Source organism: Acinetobacter sp. ANC 4204, from assembly GCF_002135205.1.
In the GTDB taxonomy this organism is placed as follows: domain Bacteria; phylum Pseudomonadota; class Gammaproteobacteria; order Pseudomonadales; family Moraxellaceae; genus Acinetobacter.
Genome location: NZ_NEFZ01000002.1, coordinates 460,175 through 475,698 on the forward strand (window position 1 = coordinate 460,175; position 15,524 = coordinate 475,698).

At 41.8% G+C, this 15,524-nt stretch carries 11 protein-coding genes; 2 read left to right on the forward strand and 9 right to left on the reverse strand.

The genetic code is table 11. The annotated features are described in order from the left end of the window. Position 1 precedes the first annotated feature (1 nt). The gene (locus tag B9T36_RS19160) at positions 2 to 598 is read right to left on the reverse strand and encodes a biliverdin-producing heme oxygenase (protein ID WP_404814602.1); all 597 of its coding nucleotides are present in this window, start codon (positions 596 to 598) and stop codon (positions 2 to 4) included. Positions 599 to 878: 280 nt separating this feature from the next. On the opposite strand from B9T36_RS19160, the gene B9T36_RS06060 reads away from it, so the two are divergent. Further along, positions 879 to 1,424 (forward strand): RNA polymerase sigma factor, encoded by a 546-nt coding sequence (locus tag B9T36_RS06060; RefSeq protein ID WP_086208621.1) that lies wholly within the window; start codon positions 879 to 881, stop codon positions 1,422 to 1,424. Next, entirely contained in the window at positions 1,421 to 2,419 is a 999-nt protein-coding gene (locus tag B9T36_RS06065; protein ID WP_162622335.1) for a FecR family protein, read from the forward strand. The genes B9T36_RS06060 and B9T36_RS06065 overlap by 4 nt, the downstream gene beginning before the upstream one ends. 1 nt (position 2,420) lies before the next feature. On the opposite strand, the gene B9T36_RS06070 is transcribed toward B9T36_RS06065, so the two are convergent. The 8 genes from B9T36_RS06070 to B9T36_RS06110 form a co-directional block, all read right to left on the reverse strand. Further along, positions 2,421 to 3,914, reverse strand: a complete 1,494-nt coding sequence (locus B9T36_RS06070; RefSeq protein ID WP_086208623.1) for a porin family protein — start codon at positions 3,912 to 3,914, stop codon at positions 2,421 to 2,423. Between the two features lie 70 nt (positions 3,915 to 3,984). Then, on the reverse strand, positions 3,985 to 4,803 hold the full coding sequence (locus tag B9T36_RS06075) for a Slam-dependent surface lipoprotein (RefSeq protein WP_086208624.1): 819 nt from the start codon (positions 4,801 to 4,803) through the stop codon (positions 3,985 to 3,987). 329 nt (positions 4,804 to 5,132) lie between these two features. Next, positions 5,133 to 8,345 (reverse strand): TonB-dependent receptor domain-containing protein, encoded by a 3,213-nt coding sequence (locus B9T36_RS06080; RefSeq protein ID WP_086208625.1) that lies wholly within the window; start codon positions 8,343 to 8,345, stop codon positions 5,133 to 5,135. A gap of 492 nt (positions 8,346 to 8,837) precedes the next feature. Next, on the reverse strand, positions 8,838 to 9,599 hold the full coding sequence (locus tag B9T36_RS06090; RefSeq protein ID WP_228146972.1) for an energy transducer TonB: 762 nt from the start codon (positions 9,597 to 9,599) through the stop codon (positions 8,838 to 8,840). Next, complete coding sequence (gene tolR / locus B9T36_RS06095) at positions 9,596 to 10,042, reverse strand: protein TolR (RefSeq protein ID WP_086208627.1); 447 nt, start codon at positions 10,040 to 10,042, stop codon at positions 9,596 to 9,598. Before tolR ends, B9T36_RS06090 begins: the two co-directional genes overlap by 4 nt. A 12-nt stretch (positions 10,043 to 10,054) precedes the next feature. Further along, the gene (gene tolQ, locus B9T36_RS06100) at positions 10,055 to 10,753 is read right to left on the reverse strand and encodes a protein TolQ (protein ID WP_049590884.1); all 699 of its coding nucleotides are present in this window, start codon (positions 10,751 to 10,753) and stop codon (positions 10,055 to 10,057) included. Between the two features lie 113 nt (positions 10,754 to 10,866). Next, on the reverse strand, positions 10,867 to 12,846 hold the full coding sequence (locus B9T36_RS06105; RefSeq protein WP_086208628.1) for a phytase: 1,980 nt from the start codon (positions 12,844 to 12,846) through the stop codon (positions 10,867 to 10,869). A gap of 76 nt (positions 12,847 to 12,922) precedes the next feature. Further along, positions 12,923 to 15,409, reverse strand: coding sequence for a TonB-dependent receptor (locus tag B9T36_RS06110; protein ID WP_086208629.1), 2,487 nt, complete (start codon positions 15,407 to 15,409; stop codon positions 12,923 to 12,925). Positions 15,410 to 15,524 lie beyond the last annotated feature (115 nt).

Sequence of the window (15,524 nt, forward strand, 5' to 3'; positions counted from 1 at the left end):
CTTACTTCAATTGTTCTAAGTCTGCTAACAATTGACCAAAGCGAGAAAAGCCTTGCATCGCCCCTTCAATCACCTGATCTTGCTGCTCTTGACTGAAGTTGGCATCATCCATAGCCTGCTTAAAACGTTTCCAGACCACAGCACGCCCCTCTGGATAAGCAGCTAAATTACGCGCAGCAAAGTCAGCGCTAAAACCAAACTGGCTCTGCGCGGCTTTAAATAAAAATGCTGCACCTAAAGTCGAACCTTCAGACACATAGATCCAGCCCAAAGCTTGAGGAAAGCTGACATGATCTGTTGCAATGCTACTGGATTGAGGTGCTAACCCTAGATCTTTTAAGTCCAACAGCGCAGCATCTGAACGACCACGCACATCTAAGTCTGGGATAATACGTACCACTTCAGGATGTGCATATAAGTGTTCAACATCTTTCTGGAAATAATACTGAGATAAAGTAAAGCGCGCATAGTTACTTTGGTTTTCAAAGACTTTTGCTTGTGCCATTAACTGTTCCATTCGATCATGTTCTGTCGAAGTTTCCGTTTTTAGACGCTGTGACAGACTTGTTTCTAGCTGCTGGTTCATACTGGTGGTCACGTTTAAATCCTATGGTTCCTGTTTGTACTGATTTCCACGTTTGTACTTTTCAGAATTTCCCAACAACTCGAATCACGCTTTCGGATCTCTTGAGATTGATGATTTTTCTAAACTGTAAAACTGGACTTATACATATAGACGAACAAAAAGTTCAAAATACGCAAAAATAATTTAACTTTCTTCTCTGTACTGAAAAATCGTCTTTTTTACTTTACGCACTATTGCATTTGGACACATCATAAATGATAATCAATATCATTTAAACCCTTGGGGAAGTATTATGTCTCCTTCCACCTCTTCCAAAGCACAGCAACAGTTAATTGGTGAACTTTATCTTCAGCACCATGACTGGTTAATTCAATGGCTCAGATATCGCATTCGGCATCCCTTTAATGCTGCCGATATTGTGCAAGATACTTTTGTGCGTTTAATCCAAGCCAAACATAAGTTGGCTTCGATCCAAGAACCCAAAGCCTATCTCATCAATATTGCAAAACACGTTTTGATTGATCAGCATCGTAGAAATGTAATTGAAACCAATTACTTAAAAAATCTCTACGATGAAGCTCAATTAGGACAAGAGCTAATTCAAGACAACACTATTGAAGACACCATACAAATTCTGGATTTTCTATCGGTTGCCTTAGGTAAAACCACCGCTAAAGTGCGCCAGTCCTTTATTCTTTATTATATTGAAGGCTATAGCCAAACTGAGATTGCTGAATTAACAGGAAAATCACTGCGTAGCATACAAGGCTATTTAGCCGATGGACTCAGTCTCTGTTATGAGCTACGCCATAAAATGCACGCAGAATGCGAAGAATGAAAGACGCTCGGCATATTCGTAAAGAAATTGCCCTTTGGGTGATTCGACTCAACTGTGACAACCCAACTGAGCGTGCACAAGTTCAGCAAGAGTTTCAGGCTTGGCAAAAAAATCATCCGCAATATCTGCCCTATTTTGAAGAATTTCGAGACTTTGATCTTGAAATGCAGAACCTATCACGCCAGCAAAACCTACATGGTGAAACTGTCGAACAAACCTTTCAAGCCATTGAGCATGAACAACAAAAAGTTATCTCATTGTTTAATCAGGCTGTTTTCTCACTGATGGCCATCAGTTGTCTTGGTTATTTGAGTTTTACTTATATTCCCTTTTCTTATTATTTTGCAGACTATAAAACTGCAACCAGTGAAGTGAAGAATATTGTACTCGATGATGGCTCAATGCTGACCCTCGCGCCTAAATCAGCGATAAAAGTGGATTACACCACTGGGCAAAGAAGAATCGAATTGATCCAAGGTGATATCTATGTTGATGTCGCTAAGAACCCTGCTCGCCCTTTTATCGTCCATACAAAACAAGCTGACTATCAAGCACTTGGTACACGTTTTATTGTCAACCAATATACCGATACAAGTGCACTGAATATGTTGCATTCACGTGTTCAAGCCCGTGCTAATCTGACTGCTCAGGCTAAGCCTTTAATTGTTTCAGAAGGTCAACGGATACAAGTTGACGCTCATGGCCTTGGAAAAATTGAAGTCTTTGATACACAAATGTTCAAAACTTCATGGCAAATGCAACAAATTCAGGCCAATGAACTGGCTTTACCTGATCTTCTCAATCGCTTAAATGCTTACCATAGTGGCTACATGATTTTTAATGAAAAAGAACTCAGCCAAATTAAAGTGACGGGGATTATTAACCCTCAACAAGACTTGCTTGGAACACTGCAATTGATCCAGTTACAGTACCCTCAGCTTGAGTTTTTTCAAATCGGAAACTATGTGACCTACGTCAAAATGAAAGCCTCTTAATTTAAAATTTGTACTCAAACTTTAAGCTTAAACTTTGCTTATCGTTGCTATATAGCCAGTCTACATTACTTTTATTTTGGTTATAGTTGTAGGTTAAATTGGGGGTCAGACCATATAGTGTGAATTTGGGCATTTGCAGTACCGCTGTATAATTCTGTTCAAAATCATGACGTCGGGTATCAAAGCCAAAACCATTGACATATTGATCGTACTGTCTCCAACGTAAAGAGCTAAACACAGTCAAGTTAACGCCTTCTGTAATTGGTTTACTCAACCCAAAGCGAACACCTTGTTGTTCATAAGCTGCAAAATACTGTTCCTCGGTATTGTGATCGACATAGTCTAATCCTGAAAACAACGTCCACTGCTGTGGTAGAACTTTCCAAAAGGTCAGAAATATCGACTTTTCAATGCCACTCTGTTTTTCATATAAGATATGATCGACATCTTCAATTTCTGCTTCCAGTTTTAAGGCCTTATCCTGTCCGATAAAACGCATCCATTCTGCCCGCATACCATAAGCATTTGACAAAGTATCATTGGCATAGCGCCGATGTTCAAACACTGGTGCAACTAAAATTTGATTACGTGGGTTTTGAAAACTATAGCCTGCATTAAAATTGAGCGTGGTTTCATTATAGTCACTTTGCTTTTGATAACTTTTTCCATAACCCAACGCCTTGAATGCAAATCCATGCTGCCCTACAAGTGACCAGCGTTTACTGATGACTGTTTCATAGTCGAATGCACTTGCATCAATCGGATCTGGAGTACCTTGCTTTAAGTCCCGAATAATATATTCACCATTTGCATCTACCCCGACAATGGTGGGCACCAGTGTATAACGCTCGGAAGAATTATTAATATTGGTTGCATGACGTATCCCCAAAGCTACATTGCCTTGCCATGTATCACGTTGATCTAAAGTTTTTAAATACGCGTCGATGCTGTGATTAATATTGTGACTAATTTGATCATTCGCCCCCGCTAAATGCTGTTTCACCTGTTCAAATAACTGTTTGGCTTCTTTATTTTTTTGTTGTTCTGTCCATAATCTTGCCAATTCCAAACGAATCATCATATTTTCAGGCTGCAATTCTAAGGCCTGCTGAAATAGGTGCTCAGCTTGTTGCGCCTGACCTTGTACTCTTGCCAGTGAGGCTTGCGCAAAATAAGCCAAAGACAGGTCATGATCTTTAAAATTTAAATAGCGATTTAAATAAATCTGAGCAGCCTGCCACTGTTTTTGCATGACTGCAATGTATAAAGCACGTCCAACCTCCTCCACATTTGGCTGAACTTGGACGGCCTCCCCATCAATCACCATCGTCGGTAATGGATGAACATCTATGTTTTGTTGCTGTTTGAACTGTTGTTCTATTTGTAATTGCTGTTGTTGTAATTCTTGGTTCAAACGCAACTGAGTGTCGTCATCTGCTGCATATATATGTTGTTGACTTAAAAAGAATATGCCAATTAACCATTTTTTTTTCATTACTCACACTCAAAAGATAAAACATAGAAATATGAAAGACCTACCGAAGTAAGTCTTTCACGCCTTTCAATTAGGGAGTATATGAAGTCTGAACACCACCAAAGGCCGTATCTAAATTACGGTCATCAAACTGGGCAATACCTGCTAAAGAACCAGTATTGGTCGCTTGGTTACCAAAGAAGTGACCCGATGCATCACCTGCGATTGAACCGTTTGCAGTCGCAGTTCCATAGAAGCTTGCTGAGCTTGCGTCAATATCAGCATTCACTTGTAGGCTGCTTACCGTTCCTGTACCAGTTAATTGACCCGTCAAAGTTGCATTATTGAAGTTTGCTGTAAAGGTATTGGCACCTGTGGCAGTCAAGTTGTTTCCATTGTTAATGCCACTCACGCTATAAGTTGCAGTACCTGCATTCGGTACTGATGCGCCAGTATTGTTGCCAATATAGAAAACTGTACGGGTTGCTGCATCAGCAGCACCTGTATAGTTTCCAGCACTGTCTTTCACCTCTTTGGCCCATTCGCCAAACCAAACATCATTGCTTGCAGCGGGGCTTACATTCTTGAACTTCCAAACACCGAGACCTGTATGTGGAAATGGAATACTGGCCAAATCAATCCCTGCAGCCAACCCATAGATGCCTGTTGCAGGATCATAAGTACCGCCATAATTTGGATTATTAATAAAGCTAACCAGATGATCTTCAAATGATGCTTTTAAGTTCAATAACTGACCTTGGACACCCCCTGCTGCTGTGCCAGAAAGGTTATACGCTGAGCCCAATAACAAATTGGTCGTGTCCGATTGCCCATAAACCAAGGCTGCTTGTGCAGAACCCATTACGCCCAATGAAGCAATCATTGCCAGTGTAAGTTGCTTAAATTTCATTTGTTCATTTCCTTTTATTTAGAATTTAAGATCATCAATAATTAAATGATAATCTTAATGATTATTATTTACATATTTGGATTGTATTTATGCTTGATTCAATTCTCTAGATGTAAAGCATAAAAAAGATCGGGCTATGTAAATTGTCAATTAAACTGTACGAATACAGTTTTGTTATTTTCCGTATATCCACATGTGAATACATGGACTTGCTACTGAAGGTTCAGCCGATATAGAGTGCCCAACCTTCGGTATTACTTTGAATATTTCAAAACATTCAGCTTTAAAATATTCATATATTAATCAAGCTAATAACCTTCTATTTCAAGTTAAAACTTATAGCTCAATGCTAATTTAAAGGCACGACCTGGAGCCGCAACCGCAGAACGGGTTAAAGGATCCAAGTAGTATTGATTGGTTAAGTTGGTACCAATTAGATCCAGACCTAAATGCTCACTGTGTTGGTAGTGTGCATAGGCATCGACGGTTAGCGTGTCATCCCATTGCAAAGGTGCGTTAAACCAAGCCACCAATTCAGTTCCAATATAAGGATGGTCATAGCCTTCAAAATAATTCAGACGTGTGCCTAGCTCTAATTTGTTATCCAATAACCGTGTGCCGAGGGTTAGGTTCGCTTGGTATTCTGGTAAGGCCATATTGACCAAATAACCTGTTGGGAAACCATAATTGATACAGGTTTTTGCTACACCCGACATAGTCATGGCGTCTAGACTTGCAAGCAGACCTGAACTTTCATCGCAGACTTCATTTTTTGAGTTATAAACCAAGGATAAATCGGTAAAGTATTTACCATTGTCAAAACGCCCTGAAAACTCATAGCCTTCGACTGTCTGTTTATCAATATTGCTAAATTTCAGTTGGTTATTACGTTCAATCACATCTTCTGTTTTGTTGTGGAAGTACGCCAGTTTGATGTCTGCATGCCCTTTTTGTAAGTTAAACAAATCCTTCATGTTATATACATAAGCCAGTTCAAAATTGTGGGCATGCTCGGGTTTTAGATCATAACCTGACTGTGATGCCGAAAACCCTAAAGTCGTTTCAAACATGCTCGGCATGCGATAGGCTTCAGTATAGTTAATATAAAAACGGTTGTTCGGATTCAATGTAATGGCTGCCGAAACAGCAGGTGCCCAATTTTTATGGTCTTTTTTCTTTTTCACCACAGTTGAGTTAGTCTCTGTGACTTCAGAAGAACTGACATCAGGCTGACCATTGGTATTGAGCGCCAAGTCTTTTTGACTTAAGTCGACTGTTCCATTTAAGAATGGATTGTTCTCTGCATGAAACTTGCCATCTGCGTCGGCATACCAGTAATGTACCCCTTTAAATTGATAGGCTTTTCCAATGGCACGTTTAGCGCGGTTGCGTAGCGCAAGATTAACGCCCCCCCAATCATAAGCAAAAGCTCCATTTTGATCCATTTCATCAAACATTTCTTGGGTATAGACATCAACGTTTTCCGTATAAGACAGTTTCTGCCCAATGGTCCGTGTGGTTTCCGATAAACCCGCAATGCTGTCTTTATTGCCATTTAAAAAGTCATCAAAAGAACTATACGAAACCGAGCGGGCGCCTGCCGTTAAGTTCAGCCATGACGTCGCCTGCCAATCAAAGTTAAACCAATATTGATTTTCTGAACGATGTCCTGCTCGTGGCAACATACGAAAAGCAGAGGTGCCCTGACTATCGTTGATATATTCATCTTTGGTGGTCAGTTTTTCACGCGTTAAATCCGCTCCAACAGTTAAACTTAAGGCATCCATAAAGTTAAACTTGTTGCTGAGACTCACGCCCTTATGAGTGGTTTTGGCATCGGTAAATGCGGTATCAAGAATGGTAAAACCATCACCCGGGCTACGGTCGCGGACACCATCTCCATCACGGTCAACATTGGCTTCCCAAACATAATCACGTTTTGAAATCCAGTTCACGAAACCACCTGCCGAATAGGTTTGTGATTCCGTATCGGTCTGAAATAGATTTGCACTGAAATCAAGCCAACGGCTATTTTCAGGGTTAAATCTATATTTTAAACTATAAGCTTTTGTACTTACTTCGCTGACAGGCCACTGTGGAACATTATCCTGCGTCTGCCACATAATTCGCGAAGGCATAATTTCGCCATAAATGGTGTTGGTATCTCGATAAGTCAGTTGTAGCGCATGGTCGTCGTTTGGTCGCCAGTTCCCCTTTAACAGCCAAGATTCCATACGATTAGAAGTATTGGTGACTTCATTGCCCGGTTGCCAGACCGTTGCCATATAAGGTACCAGCCCTGTATTGTAATCAATGTTGCTACGGTCGCCCTGCTTAAAAAAGTCACTATTATGCTTTCCTGCAAAGTAGTTGCCACGGTCTCGATAGGCATAAGCTGCAAGCAAATCAAATTGATCTTGTTTGGTCGCCACCGCAATACGCAGTGCCTGATCTTCTAAATGTGTGAGTTTATTGTCACTGCTGGTTTTTGGAGTCACTTGACCCAATGGGTCTTCACCATTATAGCTACCGAGCTTATCCCAACCTTTAGATTCTGCGACATCCCGATAATCTTGCCCATGATAAGAATGCATTTTTTGGGCTTTGGTGGTATTCGTCGCGCCTTCTACTTTAATTTCAGCACCATAGCGCTGTCCTTCACGTACAACATCATCCGCTTCTAAAGTCTTAACCGATACCCCACCCGCAATGCCTGTTTTCACATCACGATCTAAAACTGAACCTTTCACTACTTGAATCGAGCTGAGCAAATTCGGATCAATATAACTTCGACTATTGGCACCGTTGTAGCCACGCCAGACCGTCATCGACTGTTCTGTTCCATCAATCGTGACGGGTACACGTCCCTGCCCTTGCATACCACGGATATTCGGATCTAAAGCCCCACTATTACGAGCATCGCCACTATACACATTCGACATTCCTTTCAGTAAATCTGAAGGCGTCGTCCCTTTAAAACGCTCAATCGCTTCTTTGCCTGCATAGACGGTCGAAATATTTTTATCATAGACATCATCATAGCCTTGCTCATCTCGTTCTTTTTCGCCACTAAAACTGAGGGCTTCGAGCTGTACATGAACAGAGTTTGGGTTTTCCACGTCGAGAGCCTGTGTACTTTGCGACTCAGGCAATGCTTGTGCAATGACCTTATTTTGTGCTGTATCTGACTTTGATGTAGTCGGAGCTTCTTTTAACAAATAACCTGTCGCATTTTTTTGCAAACTAAAAGGCGTATCTTTTAATAAATGCTGGAAAGCTTCATCGGCTGTGTATTTTCCGTTTAAAGCAGGTGCTTGGAACAGATTGGTCTTTTTCGGGTCGAGTAACAAAGTCACATTGGCTTTCTGCGCAACCAAATTCAACGCACTGGTCAAATTACCCTGTGGAATGTGGTAATTCATTTCAGCAACTTGTGGTGCCGCTGAAACAGACTGCATAGCCAATGTCGATGAAATGGCTAGTGATATACAGAGACTTAAATATGTCACCTGCTGTTTAAATTGTTTTGATGAATGCCCCATGCCCCGACCCAAAATAAGTAAATGATAATCATTAACCAAGCAAGCGTATATAAATCCCTTGTTTGTATGTATAGAGACGAGTGGCGGATAAAAAACATGCAAAAAAAATTAATTTAATTTTTCCCAAAAGGAAATAAGCAGAAAAAAATAACGGTTTCTTTCAATCCTCGTAAAAATAAAATAACAAGATTGTGATAGAAAATGAGGTCTTAAGTCTCATGTTCTATATCTGGAAACAGCATGAAATGTAGAATGCAAACGCTCTAGTTTGGGCATTTGTAGTTTTCGTCTTCATTTCACGATGTATAAATAGTCATGTATGGGAAACAAGGCATTTTGATTGGTCAAGTATTCCATCAAAAAAAGAAGCTTTGTCTCAAGCTTCTTAGCATCATGGCGTATCAAATATATGCTGTACAACGCTTCCAGCCCATTCTTAAAAGAAATGTATGGCTATATTTCTCACAAAATATAAGTCCCAAAACATTCGGTTTAACCTGAGATGCGATATTGGAAGGTATTTTTAACATTCGACACACTGGTCGGTTTGCCATCGACGAGACGAGGCTGATATTTAAAAGTGAGAGCAGCCTGAATCGAAGGTCGTACAAACATCGGATGGCAGTCGCCTTGTGCCTTTGGATTTTCTACCCGTCCTTTTTCGTTCACGCTATACACCACCGTACAATCCCCCTCTAGCTTACGATCCAAAGCTTGTTCAGGGTAAGCTGGTGCTATTTTTGTAACAGGTTGATAATTTTTAACATCAAATGATTCAGGATGAGTTTGTGCTTTAGGTTCTACTGATTTCTGGGTCTTCGTCTGAGTTGGTATATCCGCTTGAGACTGCGTATCTACTGTTTTCTGAGATTCCGCTGCTGCCGTTTGCTTTTCCGTCACGACTTGCTGTGTCGGTTTAGCCGCTGTAGGTACAATTTTGTTGCTCTGTGACTCTACAAACTTCTTGGTGGTTTTCGGTTGGACTTCAGTAGGTTTCTCAAGCTGTTTTTTGACAGGCTCATGTAAGGGTTTTTCTTCGACTATCGGCTCAGGCTTTTTAGGTTCAGGTTGTTGTTTGATTGGAGGGGGTATTTGCACAAATTGTAATTGAATGGTTTTCGGCTTGGGTTCCGCCAATGTTTCATGCATCTCAACCGTACATAACCATGCAATTAGCGCAATATGCAATCCAGCCGTGACCGACAGAGCTAGGCCTTGATCACGAAACCTAATTTTGGAAACGGTTGCCATCATGATTGTGGTTCCTCTGTCACTAGCCCCAAGTTCGTTACCCCACTTTTTTGCAAGGATGCTATGGCCTGTGCAACCAGTTGATAATCAGCATCCTGATCGGCACGTACATAAAACTGTAAGCTTTTATCTTTTTGAATAATCGGAACGAGCTTTTGTTGCATAGTGGCTAAATCAATGGCCTGATCCGTAACTTTCTCGGTATTCACTTCTGATCCAATATTCCAGTAATACTGGCCATTGGCTTGAATAGATAAGGTTACAATACGCTGCTGTTGTGACGCGGGCATGACATTGGCATCCACTTTAGGCAAATCAATTTGAATGCCTTGCGTCAACATTGGTGCAGTCACCATAAAAATTACCAACAACACCAACATGACATCAATATAAGGAACCACATTCATTTCAGCATTGGGTTTTAATTTTTGAGGACGCTTAATCATGGTTCTTGCTCCTTAACGCGAAGTGCGCTCAGTGTGCCCCAACAAACGATAAATACGCGTTTGCAACTCATTGGCAAAACCGTAATAACGACTGGAAAGCTTGTCAGCACGTGCCGAAAAGCGGTTATACGCCACGACCGCAGGAATAGCGGCAAATAAACCAATAGCTGTCGCAATCAGCGCTTCTGCAATCCCTGGTGCAACTGTATTGAGGGTTGCCTGTTCAACGGCAGACAGTCCAATAAACGCATTCATAATGCCCCAGACCGTTCCAAATAAGCCTATATAAGGGCTGACTGAACCAACTGTTGCGAGAAAGGTTAGATTCTGCTGAAGCTTTTCTTCTTCTTCACTGATACTACTGAGTAAACGACGTTCTACCCCATCAATCACATCACTTGTGGTGAGTTGCTCATCTTTGATCAATTGATGGTATTCATCCACCCCATGTTGAAAAATGCTGACAACGCCTTTTTGTTGTTCAGGCTGTTGGTAATCTTGCTGTAAAAGATTGAGATCTTTTTGCTGTCTAAAATTCTTTAAAAAACGGTTCCAAAGCTGCTCTTGTCCACGAAGTAACATGCCGTGACGCACGATTAAATACCAACTTACGACTGAGGATAAAACCAAAATCAACATCACTACTTTTACCAACACACTGGCATGGCTAATCAACATCCAAACTGACATTTGATCCATCGTTGCTTGCATAACGCACTCCAATTTTTTTACTGCATGGTGCAGTACATATATATTTTTAAAATGGGCTGTGATTCTTTAGCAGCCCATGTACTCACTCAGGTACTAAACTACTAAAGAGTTATTTAGTCCAAATGCAGCGCTTGGGCGATTTTTTCCCACGGCACATATTTAAAGTTCTGATTGGTTTCAGGCATACGTTTACGTCCGTCTTGCACCACCAACATGCCTCGCTTCCATTTGCCACCAAAATTTAGGGAACTCACATCTAGTCCATCTGTTTCAGACACAGCGTCAATGCCTTTGTCGGTATTGATGCCGATACGAAATGCGCCACGAACCGTGTAAGGTGCAGCGGCATCAAGTACCACAAAGCTGTCATTGCCTTGGCTTGAAACCACCAAATAACTTTGGTTTTTGCCGTGATAAAGTCCCATCCCCTCAATGTCATCATGCATCACCTCTCCTACACCTATCACCTGCTGCATAGGAAGCTGAGTTTTTGGGTTGAGATCTTTTACCCACACCGCGACATCCTCTTCACCCAAGAAAATACGCCCTGTGGCATCGTCTACGACACAGCCTTCAGGTTGAGTTTTCACTGAAAAACGTTGTACTTCTTCAGCTCTTAATTTTTGCTGTGCAGCCGTGATGTGGTATTGAACAAAAGTCCCGTTTTTATCGTTGGGAATGGCATAAATTTCCCCTTGAGCATCGCGGTACATGCAAATGCCATAAATATCATCCAATGTGGTTGCTAACTCGCCAAGCACAGAAACCTTGCCCGTTTTGGGTTGAATCGCAAAGAGATGCAGGCTGTTATGATCTCGGTTTGATGCGACAGCCAAATCGACTGTCTGATTGCCCCATTTAAAACCGTGGCGTACATCGACATTATTCAATCGCCCTACAGGCAAGTACTGTACCGTTTTGCCCTGTAAGTCGTTAACCTGTAGACCACCTTGTTTATCTGTCGCTAAAATACGGGACTGACTCGGCTGTGCAGCGTTATGCCAAATTGCAGGATCATCAGCCGCATCCCCTGTACTTGGCACGCCCTCCGTCTGCACTTCTGCTGGAATAGTGATGATATTTTGGGCTTTGGTCTGGGTCTGCGTTTCCCATTCCACATCTGTCACTTTCACGGTTTTATCATCTAAAATCAGCAAGGATTTATCAGTTAAATTACCTTGAACACTCAAAGTCTCTGCTTCTTTCACCGTGTCTAGTTGTAAAGGCGGCTGTGCTTTCCATTGCTTATCTTGCTTTTGATAACGATAAAGCAAAGGTTTTTCTGCATCGAGTACCGCGACATGATCATCTACAATCGCAATTGCAGAAGGTGAACCTTGAATCGAACCAAAGGGTTGCACGAGATCCACCGCCTGACGCACCATGTCTGCTTCAGAATGAGCTGGATATGCCCAAATGCCAACATTCGCTTCATTAATAAACAACTCTGCTGTGGCATCATTCACTTTGCATACACTACTAGCAGGTGGAAAACTGAGACGGCGTACCAACTGTGGTTGAACCAAAGCCTTCTCATGCTGAGCCACCAACCATTGTTCACCAAGCCCCTCTTCACCTACTAAAAAAGCAAAACTCAGCCCTTGAGCATCGGTATATAGGCAAACATCTTCAGACTTAAATGAACGCTTTGGAATAAAACTAGGCTTGTCCCATGCTTTATTTTTTAAGTTCATGCTCATCAGTTGAATTTGCTGTTGTTGCAAATTCGACGCAGCAATCAATAAACGCTCCGAACCAATCCGATAATCAAAACGCCCAAACTGACCTTGAATTTGATGTAGTACATTTTGTTGATCATCTAAAATTTGTAGCCCTTTATTTTTACTGCTCAACAGTGCGGCAACTTCAGGCCATGCACTCAAGGTTAACCATTGCACATCCTCAGTTTTCGCCCCATTCATGTCGACTTCACGTAATTGCAACTTCGCTGCCATAGGCTGATCTATTGGTATTTCAACCGAGCTTAACGACTGGCTACTTTGCGGAGCTTGAGGCACACTGTGCTGACTGCATGCGCTCAATAACAGCAAGCAACTGCTTAAAGCAGACCATTTAAAAGATGAAAATTTCATAGAGATACTCAAAATTGGGCAAGGAACCTCAGGTCTGCTTCTGTTGAGCAAACCTGAGTACTAAATTTAATTCGACTTAAAAATGGGTATAGGTCAGTGCCAGTTTGTAAGCTGGGCCATACTCTTCATATTGCGCGTTATAAGCCTTAGAACCTGCATAGTTGTAATAATGCTCATCGGTGATGTTTTGTACATCAAACTTGAGCTGTAAGTTTTTAGATAAGTTCACATGACTACTAAAATCAAGGAAGATTTGGTCATCGGTATAAATATCTTTTTCAGGCGTATCAATGTCACCAAGTTCATACAGATAACTCGATTTATAATTTGCTGAAAGTCGTACACCAAAACGTTCATTTTCCCAGCCAAGCATCGCATTCGCCACCACATCCGACTGATTTGGCAAATGAATACGACGATTCAGAAGTTCACCATCTTTCATCGAATCAATATCCGCTTCTGACTTACTAAAGGTGGTATTTAAACCCAACAAGAACCCGTTCCATGGTGCTCCTAAGTGGTCAAATTTTTGTGAATAGGCAAACTCCATTCCATAGAGTTTGGCACTTTGACCATTTTTATAAGTCACAGCTTCATCAAAGTCAGCCCACTGACCTGTCCCTGCAATATTGGTGTTATAGATAAAATTGTCGATATCTTTATAAAAACTATAAAAACTCACCATACTGGCTTTGCCAAAATACTTTTCTACACCCAAATCAAAGTTAGAAGACTCTAAAGGCTTTAACATTGGGTTACCAAACTCAGCTTCATCACCATCTATGTAAACACCTGGCGCACTTTGCGCAAAGTTCGGACGCACGACACTATTGGTCCATGCCGCACGCAGGTAGGTATTGTCCGCCAATTGATAACGCAAATGTAAGCTTGGCAACCAATGATCATAGTCATTTTCATATTTGGTCGCAGTGATCACATCATCATTAAACTCAAAACCACGTGCTTCAAAGTTGGTATTTTCATAACGTAAACCAGCAATCACACGCAATTGATCCAAATCAATCGTATTCATGACATAAGCCGCTTGTATGTCTTCATTTGACTTAAAGTCATTAATGATGGAGCCATCCGCAACCACATAGTCAGCAGCGTTTAGCCCATTTATTTTGTCCTGAATGGCATTTTCATTGATGCTTGGACCAAACTGTCCCAGTTCATAGTGACTGTTTGAATTGAAATCTGAACTTGATGTGCTGAGGTTTTTATATTTCCACTCATCGGTATTATTGGTTTTCTCACGTTGACTGATTTTGCCCCCAAACTTCAATGCAGCAGCATAATTCCCCAACATATAGTCTTTTAAAAAGTCTAATTTACCGTTGTATTCTTTATCGGTGGTTTTAGACTTTTCCCACGACACCGAATCTAGCTCATAGTTGGCAGCATCATAAAAATCTTGATCTGCCGTTACAACTGGCTTTTGGGTACTGCTAAAGCCAACATTGCTAAACTCAGCTTTATATTTCGCCCCTGAAATACCGCCTGGGTTTTCCTCCGATGCTTCGCTATAACCGAGTTGGCCTTCAACAGTCCACGTGCCGAAACCTTGCTTGCCCCCTAAAACAAAGGACTGAATTTCTTGCGTTTCAACACGACTTTTTAATGAGCGAGTGACTTCGGCATCTCCACTTTGCCCTGCAAGTTGTGGATCGGCAAATTCAACTGAAACTTCTTGACGCGATTCGGTATCTTTAAATCGGCTATATAACGTTCTTAAATAGTATTCGCCTGTGTCATTGGGGCGGTAATCAAAATTCAGCCCTGCACCAATGCGCTCACGCTCGATGTCATATTGGCGCATTGCGGTTTCTTCAAGTGCGTCGCCATCCCAAGCCCCACCCGTTTCAACATTGTCCGAGCCAAATTTTCGGTTTTGATAACTCAGTGCCAGCGCTACCCCAAGGTTGTCTTGCCCCTCACCAACACTGAAACGGTTACTGATGGCACCCGATGCTTTAGGGCTATATTTTTCCCGTTTTTCATCATAACCACCTTCAACCGTTCCCGTATAAAACAAACCGTCATGGTCAAAGGCTGATAAACTTTCAACTTGCACCGTACCGCCTAATGAGTTGGCATCCATATCTGGTGTCAGCGTTTTCACCACAGCCAAAGACTGCACCAGCTCTGATGGTAAGACATCCAATGCCACGCCACGGCGATCGCTTTCAGGCGCGGGAACCAAAGTACCATTGATGGTCACTGCATTTAAGTCAGCACCTAAACCACGAACCGAAACAAAACGTCCTTCGCCTTGGTCACGCTCTGTAGATACACCCGGTATCCGTTGCAAAGCTTCTGCGGCATTGTCATCGGGTAATTGTCCAATGCCATCGGCATGTACCACACTGCTGATTTGGTCGGCACGCTTTTGTTCTTTGAGTGCTTTATCCATACTTGCAGCTTGGCCAATGACCTGTACATATTCCACCGTGTTATCTTCGGCATGTAGATGCGTCATGCTCAGCATTGACAGGACCAGTGTACTGAGCTGAAAACCCGCACGCTTATGTTTCATGAAACGGCTCTGATTATTTTGCATTATGTTCTTCCCCTCAAGCCAAAGTGGCGTGGTTTGAACGCACAATAGAAATTGAATGTGAACATGATGTGACAGTGCCTTTTACGATCTGCCCTTTTTATTTATTTTTGGCCAT